Raw genomic sequence first — 16,646 nt, forward strand, 5'->3', positions numbered from 1 at the left:
ACTGTTCTTTTATAGAGGGGCTTTAGCCCTACCAACACAACAATAGAAACCATTGCACCAACGAATGATAATGAGGAAGGTGATATGTGTTTCGTTAATTGTTGTTAGGGAGCGGACAATAGCAATGAACGTGTAGTGAGTTGCTTTGTTTCGCTCTCTTACTCCATATTATTCATACAGCACTCTATCAAGGGTAGCTACAACGTCTGTTTGTTGTAGGTAGTCTGATAGTAGTGATGTTAGAGGGTAGTATTACGAACTGTGTTTTAGTGAGTAATGCTTAGCCTCTATATGAACCATTGAAAAATGACACTAAATATGTAATAGCTTTATACATAAAAAGTGTCACAACTACGCACAGCCGAAAGTGTCAACAACAATATAATAAACAAGGTTTAAATACATTAATAATAAACCATATAAATCAACACTTTACATTAAAAACATAAACAATACTGACATGCTAATGGAGGGAAATACAGTGATAGTAAGGGATTGAAAGACATAAGGGGATGATAAATATCTGGTTGTGTTTAACAAACCGCCCTCTTGATATCAATATTTTTTAAGATATAAAAATTACTATTAATCAATTCAGATCGTGTGTGGTATCCCCTCTGTTTCAGGCTTCCATGCCTGGCTATGGCTATCGCCTGCTGGCGCTGGTTTACATTGGGTATACACAAATCAGACTGAAAAATCTCTCTTGTTTGTTGGTTCACTAATACACCTTTACAAACCCAAAACAGACCTTTATTATTGAACCAGTTAAAACAGACTATGGTAATTCAAATGAACCGTGTGTATGCCTACCTGAGAGCATCGACTAATGAGCAAAATGCCAGCCGGGCCAAAGAGCAGTTGATTGAGTTCGTACAAGCTCAAAGCTTAACCGTGTCAGCATGGTTTATAGAGAATGAATCTGGTGCCAGCCTGAAGCGGCCAGAGCTGTTCCGGTTGCTGGATGTTGCCCAAGCTGGTGATGTATTGCTGGTGGAACAGGTAGACCGCCTGAGCCGGTTGAATGCCAATGACTGGAAGGCGTTAAGATCCACGATTGAGAGCAAAGGCATCCGTGTGGTTGCCCTGGACTTGCCGACAAGCCATCAGCTTATCAAGTCAGGAGATGAATTCACCAGCCGAATGCTGGAAGCCCTGAACGGCATGATGTTGGACATGCTGGCTGCCATTGCCCGTAAGGACTACGAGGATAGGCGTAGAAGACAGGCCCAGGGCATTGCCAAGAAGAAGGCTGAAGGAGGCTACAAGGGCCGCCCCGTTGATATGGTGCTGCATGGCAAGGTCAAAGAATTACTGTCAGACGGGAAAAGCTATAACAAGGTTATTGAACTACTCGGCTGCTCAAGAGCTACAGTTGCTAAAGTAGCCAAACAGATGAAGGAGACAGAAGCATGAAATCTGTTTATCTAATGTTGTTGCTATGTGGGGTACTGGCTGCCCCATCAGCCTATGCCACTACGATGCTGTTACGGGGTGAGTATGTGGTTGAGCAGGTGAAGTATTGTGTTTACTCCATGAGCAGCGCCAGCAAACAGCATGTAATCACCATCAAACACTATGAGAGCTGTAAGAAGGTAGTGAGCTTGTAACAACCCCCTTGCAATACCAGCCCAAACAACCCGAAACATAGCCATAACGCTTCCTGAGCGGCCCGTAGAGGCATTCTAATGCCCTTACCTACCCTACCCCATTGCTTAGCTGTTGTGCTCGATTACACAAGGCAAAACCCAAGCAAAACAAATAAGAACAAAGTATTTATAAATCAACATCTTGTGGATATATCTATGTTATATCGGGACCACTCGTTCACTGTAAGTCCTCCTGCCTGACAGCTCTCCCACCACTCAGTAATATTTCATCCCAAGATGTTAGGGATCAAAAGTGCTTGCAGAAGGTTACATAGCTGCTTACAATACGCCCCCGTATCAGCCACACTACCTATTCAAGTGACTGATATTTCTGATGTTTTAACATCAGCCACAGGTTAACCCTTTTGCAGGGCGCGCCATTAGTGGTGACCGTAGCTCAGTTGGTAGAGTCCCGGATTGTGATTCCGGTTGTCGCGGGTTCGAGCCCCGTCGGTCACCCCATTTCTCTGAACTTCCCTCGAAAAATAGTTAAATTCCCCTGCATTTTCTGTAGGTTGGCGATGAGCGAAGCGAATCCCAACAACAGAGCCGACGGCTGGAATGTTGGGATTCGTAAAACTCATCCCAACCTACGCGCTGATACTCATTGCGTATCCGTGCTGTAGGCGCCGCTTTAGCTGGCGCAAACCTGCAGGCCAGGTGTATTTAAGGCCTGTTGCACAGGCCCTGCCAACTAAAGTGGCAGCTACAATTCCCTAATCCCCGATCCCTATTCCCCGTTTTTATCACTGCGGCTCAGCAGCTTCGCCACTCTATCCACCAGTGCGCGACGAATGCCGCCCAGCTGTTTTTTCTCGTCGCCCTGCCAGGGAATGGGCCGGCACAGATCCATGGTCTGCAGGCCCAGCCGGGCGGTCAGCAGGCCGGCGCCAACGCCCTGTCCGGCCCGGGCCGACAAGCGCCCGGCCAGCTCCAGCCCGAGCAGGTCCATGCCGGCGTCAATGGCCGCTTCCGACACCCCCACATAGAGCATGTGGTGCAGCACCCCTTTCAGCAGCCGCAGCCGGCTCAGGGCGCCGAGGCGAATGCCGTAGCACTGGGTAATGTCTTCCATCATTTTCAGGTTGCGCCACAGCACCAGCAGCATGTCTACCGCCGCCAGGGGGCTGGCCGCCACCATGACGGCCGCCTCGCCGGACCATTTCAGCACTCTGGCCCGGGCCTGCCGGTCCTGAGTGGCCAGCACCTGCCGGCTGTACAGGCTGAGTACTTCACCGTCCTGCTCGTCGCCGGTCAGCCCGGACTGCCACTGGGCAAAGGCGTCGCTGTTATTCAAGCCACTGCGTTGCGCCAGCTGCTCGCAAAAGCCCTGTGCCTGGCCATGGCCGGCGTCGGCCAGCAACTGCTCGGCCCGGGCCCGCTGGCGGGATACCCGTTCCAGCCGGCGCAGCTGCCTGAGTTCCCGCCACAGGCTGCCGCCGGCGGCCAGCGCCAGCAAGGCCAGCGCCAGGCTCCAGGCCGCGCCCAACCACTGGTTGTCCTGCCAGGTCTGCCACAACGACAGCCCGGACTGCACCAGCAGCAACAGCACCATCAGGCTGACCGCACTCCACCACAGCCGGTGCCGGCGTTTGGGCCGCAGCGCGGCCGCCGGACCGTCGGGAGCATGTTCCGCCTGCAGAAAGTCCTCGTCGTCAAGGGTTTGCCCGGGCCGCAACCGCGCGTCTTTCGGCGTATTCAGAGGCTGGTCGAGAATGACTTTGGTTTTCAGGGTCACGCGAGTTTGTCTCCCAGTAAAAAGGCCAGCGCCCGATCCAGGCGCAGATGAGGTAACGGCTGCTCCGGCTGCCAGACAGGGGGCGCAAAGTCGGTAAAATCAAAACCCTGCCGCTGCCAGAAACCGGCATCGGGCAGGGTTTCCGGAATTTCTCCGGGATACAGAGTGACCGGCTCGCCACTGTTGAGACGCCGGCCCTGCAGGGCGGGAATGGCCTCACCCTGGTGGCTGGCCTCGCCGCTGGAGGTGGCCTTGATGGACGCCAGCGCCAGGGTCTCGATATCGATGCCCGACAGCCGGGCATGGCGGTGACCGCTGCGCACCAGACCAGACAATAACCGGGTCAGCCGGCCGTGCTGATCGGGCGTGAGGTGATCCGCCTTGGTGGCGGCAAACAGCAGCTTGTCGATGCGGGGCGCAAACAGCCGCCGCCACCAGCCGCTCTTGCCGTAGTCAAAGCTCTGCACAATGGCATTTACCGCCCGGCTCAGATCCGTAAAGCTGTCGGGGCCGCGGTTCAGGGCGCTGAGGCAGTCCACCAGCACGATCTGGCGATCAAAACCGGCGAAGTGATCCCGGTAAAAGCCCGCCACCAGGTGCTTTTTATAGTGCTCAAAGCGAGTTTCCATCATGCCGTAATGGTGCTGTTCGTTCAGCCCTGCCGGCACATTCCCCCACACCCAGGGCACAAACTGCAGCATGGGCGCGCCCTGATATTCCCCGGGCAAAATAAAACGCCCCGGCTGCACCAGATAGGCGCCGCATTCGCGCTTGATATCATGCAGCCACCGGGTATAGGCCGCCGCCAGGGGCGCCAGCACGGCATCGCTGGCGGGGCTGTCGGGGGCGATGGCGCCGCCGGCCTGCAGCCAGGATTGCGCCAGGCTCGCCAGCGCCGGGGTTTGCAGCAGCTCCCGCTGCTGGGCACTCCACTGGGCGTAGTTCATGGACAGCAACGGCAGGTCGAGCAGCCATTCACCGGGATAGTCCACCAGCTCAAGGTAAAGGGTGGCGGTGTCCTGCAGCCGGCGCTTGAGCCGGTTTTTGGGACAGTAACGAATGGCCAGGGTAATTTCACTGATGCCCCGGGTGGGCTCGGGCCACACCGGCGGGCTGGCCGAGAGCTGATTCAGCGCCGCCTCGTAACCAAAGGCGGGCACATGATGATGACGCCCGGGCACCCGCTGGCAGCCGAGCAGCCGCCCTTGTGCCGCCGGCGGCCAGTGCGGCAGCCGGGCATCGAGCCCGGCGTGCTCCAGCTGGTTGACCAGACTGGTAATAAAGGCGGTCTTGCCGCTGCGGCTCAGTCCCGTGACCGCCAGCCGCAGCCGTCTGTCCAGCCCCCGCTGCACCCAGGACTCCGCCTTGTTGCGCCACTGGCGCATGGCTGTATTGCTCATTTATCCTCGCGCAAATCGTTGAATTGACGCCGCAGACGAAATTCGCCGGAAGTGATCAGCCGCTCCATGGCCGCCACCCTGATGTTGAGCCGGGTCAGCCGGGTTTCGAGCCGCTCCAGCGCTTCGTGAGGCGCCAGCCCCGAACGCCAGCCGGCGGCTTTAATATGCTCCTGATAAGGTGCTTCCGCCTGTTCACGAGGCAGGTCGTCCAGCAGCAGCCAGGCGGCAATATAGAGCACCAGGGTCAGGAAGCTGGCAAACAGCAGAGCGGTGATGGCCAGCACCCGCACCAGCCAGGGCTCCAGCTCCAGTCGGTGAGCAATGCCGGCGCAAACGCCGCCCAGCTTGCCGTTGCGCTTGTCACGGTAAAGGTTGATCAGCGTTGACGCCATTCCGGTACCTCCTGATCCAGCAGCCGCTCCAGGGTTTCCACCCGCTCCGCCAGCTGCTCGGACTGCTGCAGGGCCTGCTCCAGGCGAGTACGGGCATGTTCATCCAGCCCTTCATCCAGCCGGCGCTTGCTGCGATAGTGCAGTACCAGCCAGATGGGCACCACCAGAAACAGAAAAATGTTTAACGGGGCCACCAGGGCCCAGGCCAGATCACTCATTATTGCTCCTTGTTATCGTGCATTTTCGCCTTGAGCCGTTCCAGCTCCTTGCTGATGGCGTCATCCACCTCCAGCTCGGCAAATTCCTGATCCAGCCCCTTGCTCTGGCTGTAGAGATCGGCCCGGGCTTCCAGCTCGTCAATTTTGCGTTCCATGCGGTCAAACTTGTCGATGGCCGACGAGTTTTCACTGCGGCGCACCCGCTCCTGCACCTTGATACGGCTCTGGGCGCTTTGCTGGCGCAGCTGCATGGCCTGCTGCCGGGCACGGGCATCACCCAGTTTGGCTTCCAGCTTGGCAATGGCATCGGCCAGCTTGTCCATGCTTTCTTCCACGACCGTGCATTCCTGCTCCAGTGCCGCCAGCAGTTCGCTTTGCTTTTTCTTTTCCAGCAGCGCGGCCCGGGCCAGGTCTTCCCGCTGCTTGGTCAGCGCCAGCTCGGCCTTTCCCTGCCATTCGTCCACCCGTTCATGATGACGTTCAATCTGGCGCAGCAGATCCTTTTTCTCGGCCAGAAAACGGGCCAGATTGGAGCGCTCGCGCACCAGCTCGTCTTCCATTTCCTGAATGATCAGCCGCACCATTTTTTCCGGATCCTCGGCCTTGTCCAGCAGGGAATTGAGGTTGGCGTTGATGATGTCGGCCATTCTTGAAAATATGCTCATGAGGCGTCTCCTTGATAAAACCACGGACGGATTGCCCGCGTTTTTGGCCATGATCAATACAACTATCGTGCCAGCCCCCTCGGCCCCTTGCCAGACCTGAGTTTCGGGCAGGCAACAAGCGGTGAAAAGTGGCCGAGCCTGGTAAAAAACACTACTATTTGGCGAAATTAACCAGAGTGTAGTCTTTATGGACAGCGATCTCATTGGCCAGTCCAATGCCCTGCTCGGGGTACTGGATGAAGTCTCCCGTCTGGCGCCACTGAACCGGCCGGTGCTGGTGGTGGGTGAGCGCGGTACCGGCAAGGAGCTGGTGGCCCACCGGCTGCACTATTTATCGTCCCGCTGGCAGCAGCCCTTTGTGTCCATCAACTGCGCGACCCTGGCCGAAACCCTGCTGGAAAGCGAGCTGTTCGGCCACGAAGCCGGCGCCTTTACCGGGGCGCAAAAACGCCATGCGGGTCGTTTTGAGCGGGCCGACGGCGGCACCCTGTTTCTTGACGAACTGGCCACCACCAGTCAGCGGGTGCAGGAAAAGCTGCTCAGAGTCATTGAATACGGTGAGTTTGAACGGGTCGGTGGCAGCCAGCCGGTACGGGTAAATGTACGTCTGCTGTGCGCCACCAATCAGGACCTGCCCGGGCTGGTCAAAAAAGGGGAATTCCGGGCCGATCTGCTTGATAGACTGGCCTTTGATGTGATTACATTGCCGCCCCTGCGGGCCCGGGAGCAGGACGTGCTGCACCTGGCGGAGCATTTCGCGGTAAAATGGTGTGCCGAGCTGGGCCGGCCGCTGTTTGCCGGCTTTGCACCCGGTGCGCGCCGGCAATTGCTGGCCCATGACTGGCCGGGCAATGTGCGCGAGCTGAAAAGCGCGGTGGAGCGCAGCCTGTGCCGCCAGCGCGAGCCCGATCAGCCCCTTGAAAGCCTGTGCCTGGATCCCTTTGCCTCTCCCTGGCAGCCAGCGGCAAGGCCGGCCCGGCCTGAGGCAACAAGCTGGCCGCTGGATCTGAAAAGCCACCTGGCATCACAGGAACGGACACTGGTGCAGACGGCACTGATCCGGGCCCGTTATAATCAGCGCCAGGCGGCCGGGCTGCTGGGACTGAGTTACCATCAGCTGCGTGGCCTGCTGCGCAAACATGCCGTGGCAACGTCTGCGAGCGCGGCCACGGACAAAAAGGACTGAACATGCGTTTCTGGCTATGCTGGCTGCTCGCCCTGCTGCTGGCAGGGTGCGACAACAGCGACCGACAACTGGCCAAAGAAAGCCTGCTTTACTGTGCGGAAGGAGCTCCCTTTACCTTTAATCCGCAGCTGGCTGCCTCTACCCAGACCCTGGACGCCACCGCCCACCAGCTTTATGACCGCCTGCTGGACATCAACCCCGACACCCTGCAGCCGGAGCCGGCACTGGCGCTGAGCTGGACGAGAAGCCATGACGGTTTGCGCTATCGCTTTACCCTGCGCCCCGGGGTGCAGTTTCACCATACCGCCTGGTTTACCCCCACCCGGCCACTGAACGCCGAGGACGTGGTGTTCAGTTATCAAAGAGTCATTGATAAAAATCATCCCTTTCACCATGTCAGCGGCGGCTATTATCCCTTTTTCGACAGCATTGGCCTGAGTGAGCTGGTGACCGAGATCAGGGCCCTGGGGCCACGGGAAGTGGAATTCGTGCTGAGCCGCCCCAACGCCTCCTTTATAACCAGTCTGGCCACCGACTATGGTGTGGTGCTGTCGGCGGAATATGCCAGCCAGTTGCTGGCGGCGGGCACGCCTGAGCTGATCGATCAAAAGCCGGTAGGCACGGGACCTTTTTACCTGGCCCAGTACCGCATTGACGACTTTATTCGCTATCACCGTCACCCCGGCTACTGGCGCGGAGACGTGGGCCTGGCCCAGCTGGTGTTTGACATTACCCCCAAATCATCGAAACGGCTGGCCAAGCTGCTGACCGGTGAGTGCGATGTCATGGCTCACCCCGGCGCCAGCCAGATGACGGTGATCAAACAGCATCCCGAGCTGATGCTGGATCAGGCTACCGGCATGAATGTCTCTGTGCTGGCGCTCAACACCCAGAAAGCCCCCTTCCATGATGTGCGGGTACGCAAGGCCCTGGCGCTGGCGCTGTCGCGCAGCGATATTCTGCAGGCGGTCTATTTTGGTATCGGCTCCGAGGCCGAGTCGGTACTGCCCCCTGTGTCCTGGGGCTATGATCCCAACCTGCTGATGCCCCTGCCCGATATGGAGCGAGCCCGCTGGTTGCTGAGGCAGGCGGGGCAGGAAAATGGCTTTGATATGACCCTGCTGGTACCGGCCGGCGCCCGGGGGTTTAACCCGGACGGGCTTAAAACCGGTCAGCTCATTCAGCGCCGGCTGGGAGAGCTCGGCATTCGCGTGCGACTGCAGAGTCTGGAGGAGCAGATATTGCGCCGGGAGCTGGCGGCCGGCGAGCAGGATGCGGTACTGACCGGCTGGTCCGCCGACAATCCGGATCCCGATAACATACTGCACAATCTGCTGAGCTGTCAGGCCATTGCCGCCGGCACCAACGCCAGCCGCTGGTGCCATCCGCTGTTTGAGCAGCAGCTGGCCGCCGCACTCACCGCCCCCACCCTGAGCGAGCGCATCGGCTACTACCACAGAGCTCAGGAAATCGTGCAGCTGGACATGCCGCTCATACCGCTTAATCATACCCTCAAGCTTCAGGCTCACCGGCGTACGGTGCATAATCTGAAGCTGCAGCCCTATGGTGGTGTGGTATTGCACCGGGCCTGGAAGGAGTAACCATGCTGATTTACCTGCTGCGACGCTTCAACCTGCTGATCAGCACCCTGATGCTGCTGACCCTGATTGCCTACAGTCTGGAATACCGGCTGCTGCAACAGGGTGACGGTGACTTCTGGCATGGCTACTGGCTGTTTCTTCAGGCCCTGCTGGCCGGCGACTTTGGCATTTCCAGCGCCACCGGACTGCCGGTGCTGGGCGCCCTGAGCCAGTATTTTCCCGCCACCCTGGAGCTGTGTCTGGCGGCCTTTGTGATATCCCTGGTGGTGGGTGTGCCGGTCGGCACCCTGGCGGCGGTGCGTCAGGGCCGCTGGCAGGACACCCTGATCCTCACCGGCACCCTGCTGGGTTATTCGGTCCCCGTGTTCTGGCTGGGACTGCTGCTGGTGATGCTGTTTTCCCTGCATCTGGGCTGGCTGCCGGTGTCGGGACAGCTCAGCCTGCTTTACGAGATAACGCCGATCACCGGCATCATGACCATAGATACCCTGCTCACCGATCATCCGTACCGCTGGGAGGCCTTTCTCGACGCCCTGCGTCATCTGGTGCTGCCGTCCCTGGTGCTGTCCATCGTGCCCACGACGGAAGTGATCCGCCAGGTCCGCAGCGCCCTGCTCGAGGTGCTCAAGCAGAACTACATTCGGGCGGCCCTGACCAAGGGCTTCAGCGACACCCATGTGGTGCTGCGTCACGGCCTGCGCAACGCCTTTCCCATGGCCATTCCCACCCTGGGACTGCAGTTTGGCACCGTGCTGACCTCGGCCATGATGACCGAGATCGTGTTCGACTGGCCGGGCCTGGGCCGCTGGCTGGTAACCAGCATCTCGTTGCAGGACTATGCGGCCATCAAGGGGGGCACCCTGGCCATTGCCACCTTTACCATTGTCGCCAGTGTGGGCATGGACATACTCTCCACCCTGATCTACCCCAGCAGAAGGAAGGTGATCTATGCCAGCCAGGGCTAACATCTATCCCGAGCTGCACGTGCGCTCCCCTCAGGAGCGGGCCTGGCAGCTGTTTCGCAAAAACACCCTGGCCATGATCGGTCTCTGGGGCCTGGGCATTCTGTGTGCCCTGACCCTGCTCGGTCCCTGGCTGGCTCCTTACGCGCCCTATGAGCAGTTCAGCGAGGCCCTGCTGCTGCCGCCGTCCTGGGCCGACAAGGGCAACGTGGACTTTTTTCTCGGTACCGACGATCTGGGCCGGGACATGCTTTCCCGGCTGATTAGTGGCGCCAGGCTCACCTTTGGCAATGCCGTGCTGATTGTGCTGGTGGCCCTGTTTGTCGGCAGCGTCATCGGCATTCTCGGTGGCATGAGCAAGGGGCTGAGAGCCAGCATTCTCAATCACCTGCTCGATACCCTGCTGTCGATTCCGTCGTTGCTGCTGGCCATTATTTTTGTGGCCATTCTGGGGCCGGGTCTGTTCAATACCCTGATCGCCATCACCCTGGCCCTTATTCCCCAGTACATTCGCGCCACCTACAACGCGGTGTCGGAAGAAATGCAGAAGGAATACATCACCGCCATTCGCCTGGACGGCGCCAACGCCTGGCGCATTCTGCGTTTTGGCATTGTGCCCAACCTGAGCGATACCCTGGTCAGCCAGACCACCCGGGCCCTGTCGGCGGCCATGCTCGACATTACCGCCGTGGGCTTTCTCGGCCTTGGCGCCCAGCCGCCCCGGCCGGAATGGGGCGCCATGTTGTCGGATGCCATGGATCTGGTGTTTCTGGCCCCCTGGACCGTGACCCTGCCGGGGCTGGCCATTCTGTTCAGCGTGCTGGTGGTGAACATGGTGGGGGAAGGCCTGCGCCAGGCCATTAACGAGGTAATGGACTGATGCCGCTGCTGGACATTCGCAATCTCACCATTGAAATCGACACCCCCCAGGGCATGGTCAAGGCGGTGGACAAATTCAGCCTGACCCTGGCCGAGGGAGAAATCCGTGGTCTGGTGGGCGAGTCGGGCTCGGGCAAGAGCCTGGTGGCCCAGACCATAGTGGGCATTGCCCGGGATACCTGGCGGGTAACCGCCGATCGCATGTATCTGGACAACGTCGATCTGCAGAGCCTGTCGCCCAAAGAGCGGCGACTGCTGATGGGCCGGGACATGGCCATGGTCTTTCAGGAGCCCTCCACCAGCCTGGATCCGTCGGAAAAGATCGGCGCCCAGCTGGTGGAAGCCATTCCGTCCCGCAGCTTTCAGGGCAAGTGGTGGCAGCGCTGGATGTGGCGGCGCAAGCAGGCCATCGGTCTGCTGCACCGGGTGGGCATTCGCGACCACAAAATGGTGATGAATGCCTACCCTTTTCAGCTCTCCGACGGCGAATGCCAGAAGGTGATGATCGCCATGGCCATTGCCAACCAGCCCAAACTGCTGGTCGCCGATGAGCCCACCAATGCCATGGAGGCCACCAACCAGGCCCAGATATTCCGGCTGCTGGAACGGGTCAACAAGCTTTCCGGCACCACCATTTTGCTGATTGGCAACGACATCACCAGCTTTGCCGGTCTCACCCACAACATTACCGTCATGTATTGTGGACAGGCGGTGGAATCCGGCACCCGGGAGCAGATCCTGTCCCGGCCTCACCACCCCTATACCGACGCCCTGCTGCGCATGATGCCGGATCTCGACGGCAGCCTGCCCCACAAGTCCCGGCTCAACACCCTTCCCGGGGCCATTCCGCCGCTGCAGAGCCTGCCCATCGGCTGCCGGCTGGGGCCGCGCTGTCCCAAGGCTCAGCGCCAGTGTGTGGTGGCGCCACCGCTGGCCAAATACAAGGGGCAGAGCTATTACTGCCACTTTCCCCTCAATATGCCGGAGAACAAGAAAAAATGACCCGCGCGCCGTTGCTCAAGGTGGACAACCTCAGCAAGGTATATATCAACCACACCGGGCTGTTTCGCAAAACCGTGAAAACCGCGTTTTACCCCTTGTCGTTCACCCTGGAGCGGGGCCAGACCCTGGCGCTGATGGGGGATGCCGGCTCGGGCAAAAGCAGCCTGGCCAAGGTACTGGCAGGCGTGTTACCCCCCACCCAGGGCAGCATTTACATTGACGGGGAAAAAATCGAAACAGACGATTATAAAAAACGCTGTCAGCTGATCCGCATGATTTTTCAGGATCCCAGCACCTCGCTCAACCCGCGCAGCCGCATTGGCCAGATCCTGGACGCGCCCCTGCTGCTGAATACGGACCTGGATGCCGAACAGCGCGAGGCGCTGGTGATGGACACCCTGCGCATGGTGGGATTGCTGGCGGAACACTATCATTTCTACCCGCAGATGATTTCCACCGGCCAGAAACAGCGGGTGGCCCTGGCCCGGGCGCTGATCCTCTCCCCCAGCATCATCGTCGCCGACGAAGCCATCTCCAACCTGGATATTTCGGTGCGCTCCCAGATCATCAACCTGCTGCTCAGCCTGCAGGAGCGCCTGGGACTGTCTTACGTACTGGTGGCCAACGATCTGGGGGTGGTGCGGCATATCAGTGATCAGGTGATCCTGATGCACGAAGGCCATGTGGTGGAAGCCGGCCCCGCTCACAAGGTGCTCAACAACCCCCAAAGTGAGCAGGCCGAGCGCCTGCTGCAGAACTACAACAATGAATTCCGCTGGCAGCCACCGAAGAACTGAGGGCCCCGCCCCAACAACCCGTCATGTCCGCGCAGGCGGACATCCAGTGGCAGACGATGCCGGGCCTGCTGCATTAATGCCGAAATGAACAAGTGGTGCCGTTGGTGGAATGGACTCCCGCCTTCGCGGGAGTGACGATATCGCTCAAACCGGCACGCCGCTGTGAAAGCGGAACAGGTCGTCGGGTGTCTGAATAAGCGCCGCCTCCTGCTCGCCAAAAAACGCCACCCGCTCATCGATATTCTCGCCGGCGTAGTCCCGCGCCAAAGTCAGATAGTCCTGATAGTGGCGGGCTTCCGAGCGCAGCAGCGACACATAAAACCGGCTCAGCTCGTCATCCAGAAACGGCGACAGCCGGGCAAAGCGCTCGCAGGAGCGGGCTTCAATATAGGCGCCAATGATTAAGCGATCGACAATGGCCGCCGGCTCATGGGTGCGCACATGGGCCAGCAGGCCCCTGGCATAACGGGACGCCGACAGTGTGCTGTAGGGCACATTGCGGGCCTGCATGATTTCCAGCACCTGTTCAAAATGGTGCAGCTCTTCCTGAATAAGCCGCACCATTTTTACCAGCAGATCGTTCTTGGCCAGTTCATCAAATACCCGGCGGTTATCCCCCATCAGGGTCTGCTTGCCCAGTACCTGGCCCTTTTCCGGCAGGGCGTCGAGGGACTTGTAAAAGTCGAGGTTGGGCAGCAGCTTGCGTTTGTCCCTGGGCAGGCAGTAGCGACGCACCAGGCTGTGGGCGCTCATGGCCGCTTTCATTTCGCAGTTGGCATGATCCACCAGCAGCACCGTCAGCCGTTCCGGCTTTCTGGCCTCGGCTATCCACTCGTCGGGGGTGGCGCAGTGCAGAAAGTCGTGAATGGGGGCAAGCAGGGAGTCAAATTCGGTGGTCAAAGCGCTGGCGTTCACAATCATTACCTGTTCGGTGCAAAAACGGCGGCCCGCAGTGTACCAATTCGCTTTCTTCGAGGCAGCCTTGCTGGACACTTTTTCGGGGCAACGAGGCTGTGGTCTTGTCATGGCCGGCGCAACAAGGAGCCGAACGAACATCACCCTGAGCGCCAGCCCCGCCAAAAACCTGACCCGGATCACAGTTTTTAAGGCAAAGGGGATTTTCGCCTAACATTATTTTGGTTTTTACCTAAAATTCGGCCATCGAATCGTTTGCGTAACCGTTTCGACAGCATCATTTACCGGTAAAACAAGATTGTTTAGCCAACATCAACAAGGCGCCACCGTGAAAAAAAACACTCTGCTGAACAGCCATCTGTCCACTCTGGTGGCACGCCTGGGCCATACCGACGAGATCACCCTTGGCGATGCCGGACTGCCGGTGCCTGCCGGGGTCGAGCGTATCGATCTGGCGGTGAGCCCCGGTCTGCCAGGCCTGGAAGGCACGCTTGGCGCCCTGCTCAGTGAGCTGCAGCTGGAAGCCGTGGTACTGGCGGAAGAAATCAAAACGGTCAGTCCGGATCTGCACCAGCGCCTGCTGGATCAAATTGCCGCAGCGGCCCATGCTCAGGGCGGCGACATTGCCGTCAGTTATATCAGCCATGCCGAGTTCAAGCGGCGCAACGGCCACAGCCGGGCCGTGGTGCGCACCGGTGAGTGCACGCCTTACGCTAATCTCATTTTGTGTGCCGGCGTCCCCTTCTGAGGAATAACATGAATCCGATATTGTCTCTTTCCGGCATCGACAAGGCGTTTCCCGGCGTGAAGGCGCTGGATCAGGCCGGGCTCAATGTCTATGCGGGCCAGGTGATGGCTCTGATGGGCGAAAACGGGGCCGGCAAGTCCACCATGATGAAGGTGCTCACCGGCATTTATCAGGCCGACGCCGGCACCATTCACTACCGGGGTGAAACATGTCACTTCAAAGGGCCGCGCGAGTCCCAGGAAGCCGGTATTGGCATTATTCATCAGGAGCTGAACCTGCTGCCGGATCTGACCATTGCCGAAAACATCTTTCTGGGCCGCGAGCCCACCGGTGCCTTGGGCAACATCGACTGGCGCACCCTCTATGCCAATGCGCAGGCCCTGCTCGACCGGCTGCAGATAAAGCATTCTCCCAAAACCCGGGTGGGTGATCTCAGCATTGGCGCCCAGCAGATGGTGGAAATCGCCAAGGCACTGTCGTTCAACGCCGATGTGATCATCATGGACGAGCCCACCGACGCCCTGACCGACACCGAAACCCGGGCCCTGTTCCGGGTGATTGAAGAGCTGCGCCAGGCCGGCTGCGGCATTGTCTATATCTCTCACCGGCTGGCGGAAATCTTTGAGATCTGCGATCGCATTACCGTGCTGCGCGACGGCAAGTGGATTGGCGAGGAAGCGGTGGCCGATATCGATGAAGATCGCCTGATTGAAATGATGGTGGGCCGCCGCCTCGACGAACAATATCCCCGCCTGGTGCAGGACGCCGGCAAGGAAGTGCTGCGGGTGGAGAACCTGGCCGGCCCCGGTGTCAGGGACGTCAGCTTTACCCTGCGTGAAGGCGAAATTCTCGGTTTTTCCGGGCTGATGGGGGCCGGCCGCACCGAGCTGGCCCGCATTCTGTATGGCGCCGTGCCCCGCACCGGCGGCCAGACCGAGCTGGCCGGCCATCCCTACAGTGCCACCACCCCGCATCAGGGGCTGGACGCCGGCATTGCCTATATTTCCGAAGACCGCAAGGGCGACGGCCTGGTGCTGGGGCTGTCGGTGCTGGCCAACATGAGCCTGTCGGCGCTGGGCGAGTTCAGCAAGGGGCCTCAACTGCTGCACGGCGCCGAGCGCAGCGCAGTGGACGAGTTTATCCGGCTGTTCAATATCAAGACGCCGGGCCGGGAGCAGCTGATTGGCAATCTCTCCGGCGGCAATCAGCAAAAGGTGGCCATTGCCAAGGGACTGATGACCCGGCCCAAAGTGCTGATCCTCGATGAGCCCACCCGGGGCGTGGACGTGGGCGCCAAAAAAGAAATTTACCAGCTGATCAACCGCTTCAAGCAACAGGGCATGGCCATTTTGCTGCTGTCGTCCGACATGCCGGAAGTGCTGGGGATCAGCGATCGCATACTGGTGATGCACGAAGGGCGCATTACCGGTGAATTCAGGGCCGCCGAGGCCACTCAGGAACAACTGCTGGCCGCCGCCGTGGGCCAGGCGCAACAAGAGGAAATGGCATGAACACCGCTCTCAACTCCGGCCGTCGCTGGTTCAGCAAGGAATGGCTGATAGCCCAGAAGTCGCTGATCGCCCTGATCCTGCTGATTGGGGTGGTCTCGGTACTGAACCCCCATTTCTTCACCGTGGACAACCTGCTCAATATTTTGCGCCAGACCTCGGTAAACGCCATTATCGCCGTGGGCATGACCCTGGTGATCCTCACCGCCGGCATCGATCTCAGCGTGGGCTCGGTGCTGGCTCTGTGTGGTGCCTTTGCCGCCAGCATGGTGTCGATGGAGCTGTCCATTTTCATCACCCTGCCGGCGGTGTTGCTGGCGGGCTTTGCGCTTGGCGGCGTGAGCGGAGTGATCGTGGCCAAGGGCCGGGTGCAGGCCTTTATCGCCACCCTGGTGACCATGACGCTGCTGCGCGGCGTGACCATGGTGTATACCGAGGGCCGGCCCATTTCCACCGGCTTTACCGATGCGTCTGACATTTTCGCCTGGTTTGGCACCGGCTATGTATTCGGCATTCCGGTGCCGGTATGGCTGATGGCCATGACCTTCCTCGGTGCCTGGTACCTGCTCAACCACACCCGCTTTGGCCGCTATATTTACGCCGTGGGCGGTAACGAGGCCGCGGCCCGGCTGTCGGGCATTAACGTGGCCCGGGTGAAGATGGGTGTGTATGCCATCTGCGGCATGCTGTCGGCGCTGGCCGCCATTATCGTCACCAGCCGGCTGTCGTCGGCCCAGCCCACCGCCGGCACCAGTTACGAGCTGGACGCCATTGCCGCCGTGGTACTGGGCGGCACCAGCCTGGCCGGCGGCCGGGGCGCCATTATGGGCACCCTGGTGGGGGCGCTGATCATCGGCTTTCTCAACAACGCACTCAACCTGCTCGACGTGTCGTCCTACTACCAGATGATCGCCAAGGCCTCGGTGATCCTGCTGGCAGTGCTGGTCGATACCAAGAACAAGTAACTCACGCAATGAAAGGAATAT

General features: G+C 59.3%; 17 protein-coding genes and 1 tRNA gene. 12 read left to right on the forward strand and 6 right to left on the reverse strand.

The window, feature by feature from the left end:
- Positions 1 to 792 precede the first annotated feature (792 nt).
- Both DA373_RS00845 and DA373_RS00855 read left to right on the forward strand, forming a co-directional pair.
- The gene (locus DA373_RS00845) at positions 793 to 1,416 is read left to right on the forward strand and encodes a recombinase family protein (RefSeq protein ID WP_107850462.1); all 624 of its coding nucleotides are present in this window, start codon (positions 793 to 795) and stop codon (positions 1,414 to 1,416) included.
- A gap of 619 nt (positions 1,417 to 2,035) precedes the next feature.
- Positions 2,036 to 2,111, forward strand: a tRNA-His gene (locus tag DA373_RS00855).
- A 268-nt stretch (positions 2,112 to 2,379) separates the two neighbouring features.
- Here DA373_RS00855 and DA373_RS00860 read toward each other — a convergent pair.
- From DA373_RS00860 to pspA, 5 genes are read right to left on the reverse strand one after another with little or no spacing between them, the layout of a single operon-like run.
- Entirely contained in the window at positions 2,380 to 3,387 is a 1,008-nt protein-coding gene (locus DA373_RS00860; protein WP_107850464.1) for a YcjF family protein, read from the reverse strand.
- On the reverse strand, positions 3,384 to 4,787 hold the full coding sequence (locus DA373_RS00865; RefSeq protein WP_107850465.1) for a YcjX family GTP-binding protein: 1,404 nt from the start codon (positions 4,785 to 4,787) through the stop codon (positions 3,384 to 3,386). The genes DA373_RS00860 and DA373_RS00865 overlap by 4 nt, the downstream gene beginning before the upstream one ends.
- A complete protein-coding gene (gene pspC / locus DA373_RS00870; protein WP_107850466.1) occupies positions 4,784 to 5,179 on the reverse strand; it encodes an envelope stress response membrane protein PspC in 396 nt (131 codons plus the stop codon). The genes DA373_RS00865 and pspC overlap by 4 nt, the downstream gene beginning before the upstream one ends.
- Positions 5,164 to 5,397, reverse strand: coding sequence for an envelope stress response membrane protein PspB (gene pspB / locus DA373_RS00875; RefSeq protein ID WP_107850467.1), 234 nt, complete (start codon positions 5,395 to 5,397; stop codon positions 5,164 to 5,166). Before pspB ends, pspC begins: the two co-directional genes overlap by 16 nt.
- Complete coding sequence (gene pspA / locus DA373_RS00880) at positions 5,397 to 6,062, reverse strand: phage shock protein PspA (RefSeq protein ID WP_107850468.1); 666 nt, start codon at positions 6,060 to 6,062, stop codon at positions 5,397 to 5,399. Before pspA ends, pspB begins: the two co-directional genes overlap by 1 nt.
- 187 nt (positions 6,063 to 6,249) lie before the next feature.
- On the opposite strand from pspA, the gene pspF reads away from it, so the two are divergent.
- Genes pspF through DA373_RS00910 form a run of 6 tightly spaced genes read left to right on the forward strand, consistent with a single transcriptional unit; the run spans position 6,250 to position 12,489 of the window.
- Positions 6,250 to 7,248: a phage shock protein operon transcriptional activator gene (gene pspF / locus DA373_RS00885; protein WP_107850469.1), complete on the forward strand. Its 999-nt coding sequence runs from the start codon at positions 6,250 to 6,252 to the stop codon at positions 7,246 to 7,248.
- 2 nt (positions 7,249 to 7,250) lie between these two features.
- The gene (locus DA373_RS00890; RefSeq protein WP_107850470.1) at positions 7,251 to 8,849 is read left to right on the forward strand and encodes an ABC transporter substrate-binding protein; all 1,599 of its coding nucleotides are present in this window, start codon (positions 7,251 to 7,253) and stop codon (positions 8,847 to 8,849) included.
- A 2-nt stretch (positions 8,850 to 8,851) separates the two neighbouring features.
- A complete protein-coding gene (locus DA373_RS00895; RefSeq protein ID WP_107850471.1) occupies positions 8,852 to 9,814 on the forward strand; it encodes an ABC transporter permease in 963 nt (320 codons plus the stop codon).
- On the forward strand, positions 9,798 to 10,691 hold the full coding sequence (gene sapC, locus DA373_RS00900) for a putrescine export ABC transporter permease SapC (RefSeq protein ID WP_107850472.1): 894 nt from the start codon (positions 9,798 to 9,800) through the stop codon (positions 10,689 to 10,691). The genes DA373_RS00895 and sapC overlap by 17 nt, the downstream gene beginning before the upstream one ends.
- Positions 10,691 to 11,692: a peptide ABC transporter ATP-binding protein gene (locus tag DA373_RS00905; protein WP_107850473.1), complete on the forward strand. Its 1,002-nt coding sequence runs from the start codon at positions 10,691 to 10,693 to the stop codon at positions 11,690 to 11,692. The genes sapC and DA373_RS00905 overlap by 1 nt, the downstream gene beginning before the upstream one ends.
- Complete coding sequence (locus DA373_RS00910) at positions 11,689 to 12,489, forward strand: peptide ABC transporter ATP-binding protein (RefSeq protein WP_107850474.1); 801 nt, start codon at positions 11,689 to 11,691, stop codon at positions 12,487 to 12,489. Before DA373_RS00905 ends, DA373_RS00910 begins: the two co-directional genes overlap by 4 nt.
- Positions 12,490 to 12,633: 144 nt before the next feature.
- Here DA373_RS00910 and miaE read toward each other — a convergent pair whose 3' ends face one another.
- Positions 12,634 to 13,410, reverse strand: coding sequence for a tRNA isopentenyl-2-thiomethyl-A-37 hydroxylase MiaE (gene miaE / locus DA373_RS00915; RefSeq protein WP_107850475.1), 777 nt, complete (start codon positions 13,408 to 13,410; stop codon positions 12,634 to 12,636).
- On the opposite strand from miaE, the gene DA373_RS16360 reads away from it, so the two are divergent.
- The 4 genes from DA373_RS16360 to rbsC all read left to right on the forward strand — a co-directional run bounded on the left by DA373_RS16360 (position 13,382) and on the right by rbsC (position 16,625).
- Positions 13,382 to 13,618 carry a hypothetical protein gene (locus DA373_RS16360; RefSeq protein ID WP_198650203.1) on the forward strand — a complete coding sequence of 79 codons (237 nt, stop codon included), beginning with the start codon at positions 13,382 to 13,384 and terminating at the stop codon, positions 13,616 to 13,618. The genes miaE and DA373_RS16360 overlap by 29 nt on opposite strands.
- Positions 13,619 to 13,732: 114 nt before the next feature.
- Positions 13,733 to 14,152, forward strand: coding sequence for a D-ribose pyranase (rbsD, locus tag DA373_RS00920; RefSeq protein ID WP_107850476.1), 420 nt, complete (start codon positions 13,733 to 13,735; stop codon positions 14,150 to 14,152).
- 8 nt (positions 14,153 to 14,160) lie between these two features.
- Positions 14,161 to 15,663, forward strand: coding sequence for a ribose ABC transporter ATP-binding protein RbsA (rbsA, locus tag DA373_RS00925; protein WP_107850477.1), 1,503 nt, complete (start codon positions 14,161 to 14,163; stop codon positions 15,661 to 15,663).
- Positions 15,660 to 16,625 (forward strand): ribose ABC transporter permease, encoded by a 966-nt coding sequence (gene rbsC, locus DA373_RS00930; RefSeq protein WP_107850478.1) that lies wholly within the window; start codon positions 15,660 to 15,662, stop codon positions 16,623 to 16,625. Before rbsA ends, rbsC begins: the two co-directional genes overlap by 4 nt.
- The last annotated feature ends 21 nt before the right edge of the window (positions 16,626 to 16,646 follow it).

The sequence above is a fragment of the Oceanimonas marisflavi genome (genome assembly GCF_003049725.1).
In the GTDB taxonomy this organism is placed as follows: domain Bacteria; phylum Pseudomonadota; class Gammaproteobacteria; order Enterobacterales; family Aeromonadaceae; genus Oceanimonas; species Oceanimonas marisflavi.

What these genes read in the sequence shown, in the direction of transcription:
- rbsC (WP_107850478.1), top strand. Translation starts at nt 15,660, where the DNA reads ATGAACACCGCTCTCAACTCCGGCCGTCGCTGGTTCAGCAAGGAATGG.
- DA373_RS00895 (WP_107850471.1), top strand. Translation starts at nt 8,852, where the DNA reads ATGCTGATTTACCTGCTGCGACGCTTCAACCTGCTGATCAGCACCCTG.
- sapC (WP_107850472.1), top strand. Translation starts at nt 9,798, where the DNA reads ATGCCAGCCAGGGCTAACATCTATCCCGAGCTGCACGTGCGCTCCCCT.
- DA373_RS00865 (WP_107850465.1), bottom strand. Translation starts at nt 4,787, where the DNA reads ATGAGCAATACAGCCATGCGCCAGTGGCGCAACAAGGCGGAGTCCTGG.
- pspF (WP_107850469.1), top strand. Translation starts at nt 6,250, where the DNA reads ATGGACAGCGATCTCATTGGCCAGTCCAATGCCCTGCTCGGGGTACTG.
- pspA (WP_107850468.1), bottom strand. Translation starts at nt 6,062, where the DNA reads ATGAGCATATTTTCAAGAATGGCCGACATCATCAACGCCAACCTCAAT.
- DA373_RS00910 (WP_107850474.1), top strand. Translation starts at nt 11,689, where the DNA reads ATGACCCGCGCGCCGTTGCTCAAGGTGGACAACCTCAGCAAGGTATAT.
- DA373_RS00905 (WP_107850473.1), top strand. Translation starts at nt 10,691, where the DNA reads ATGCCGCTGCTGGACATTCGCAATCTCACCATTGAAATCGACACCCCC.
- DA373_RS00845 (WP_107850462.1), top strand. Translation starts at nt 793, where the DNA reads ATGAACCGTGTGTATGCCTACCTGAGAGCATCGACTAATGAGCAAAAT.
- pspC (WP_107850466.1), bottom strand. Translation starts at nt 5,179, where the DNA reads ATGGCGTCAACGCTGATCAACCTTTACCGTGACAAGCGCAACGGCAAG.
- rbsA (WP_107850477.1), top strand. Translation starts at nt 14,161, where the DNA reads ATGAATCCGATATTGTCTCTTTCCGGCATCGACAAGGCGTTTCCCGGC.
- miaE (WP_107850475.1), bottom strand. Translation starts at nt 13,410, where the DNA reads ATGATTGTGAACGCCAGCGCTTTGACCACCGAATTTGACTCCCTGCTT.
- pspB (WP_107850467.1), bottom strand. Translation starts at nt 5,397, where the DNA reads ATGAGTGATCTGGCCTGGGCCCTGGTGGCCCCGTTAAACATTTTTCTG.
- DA373_RS00890 (WP_107850470.1), top strand. Translation starts at nt 7,251, where the DNA reads ATGCGTTTCTGGCTATGCTGGCTGCTCGCCCTGCTGCTGGCAGGGTGC.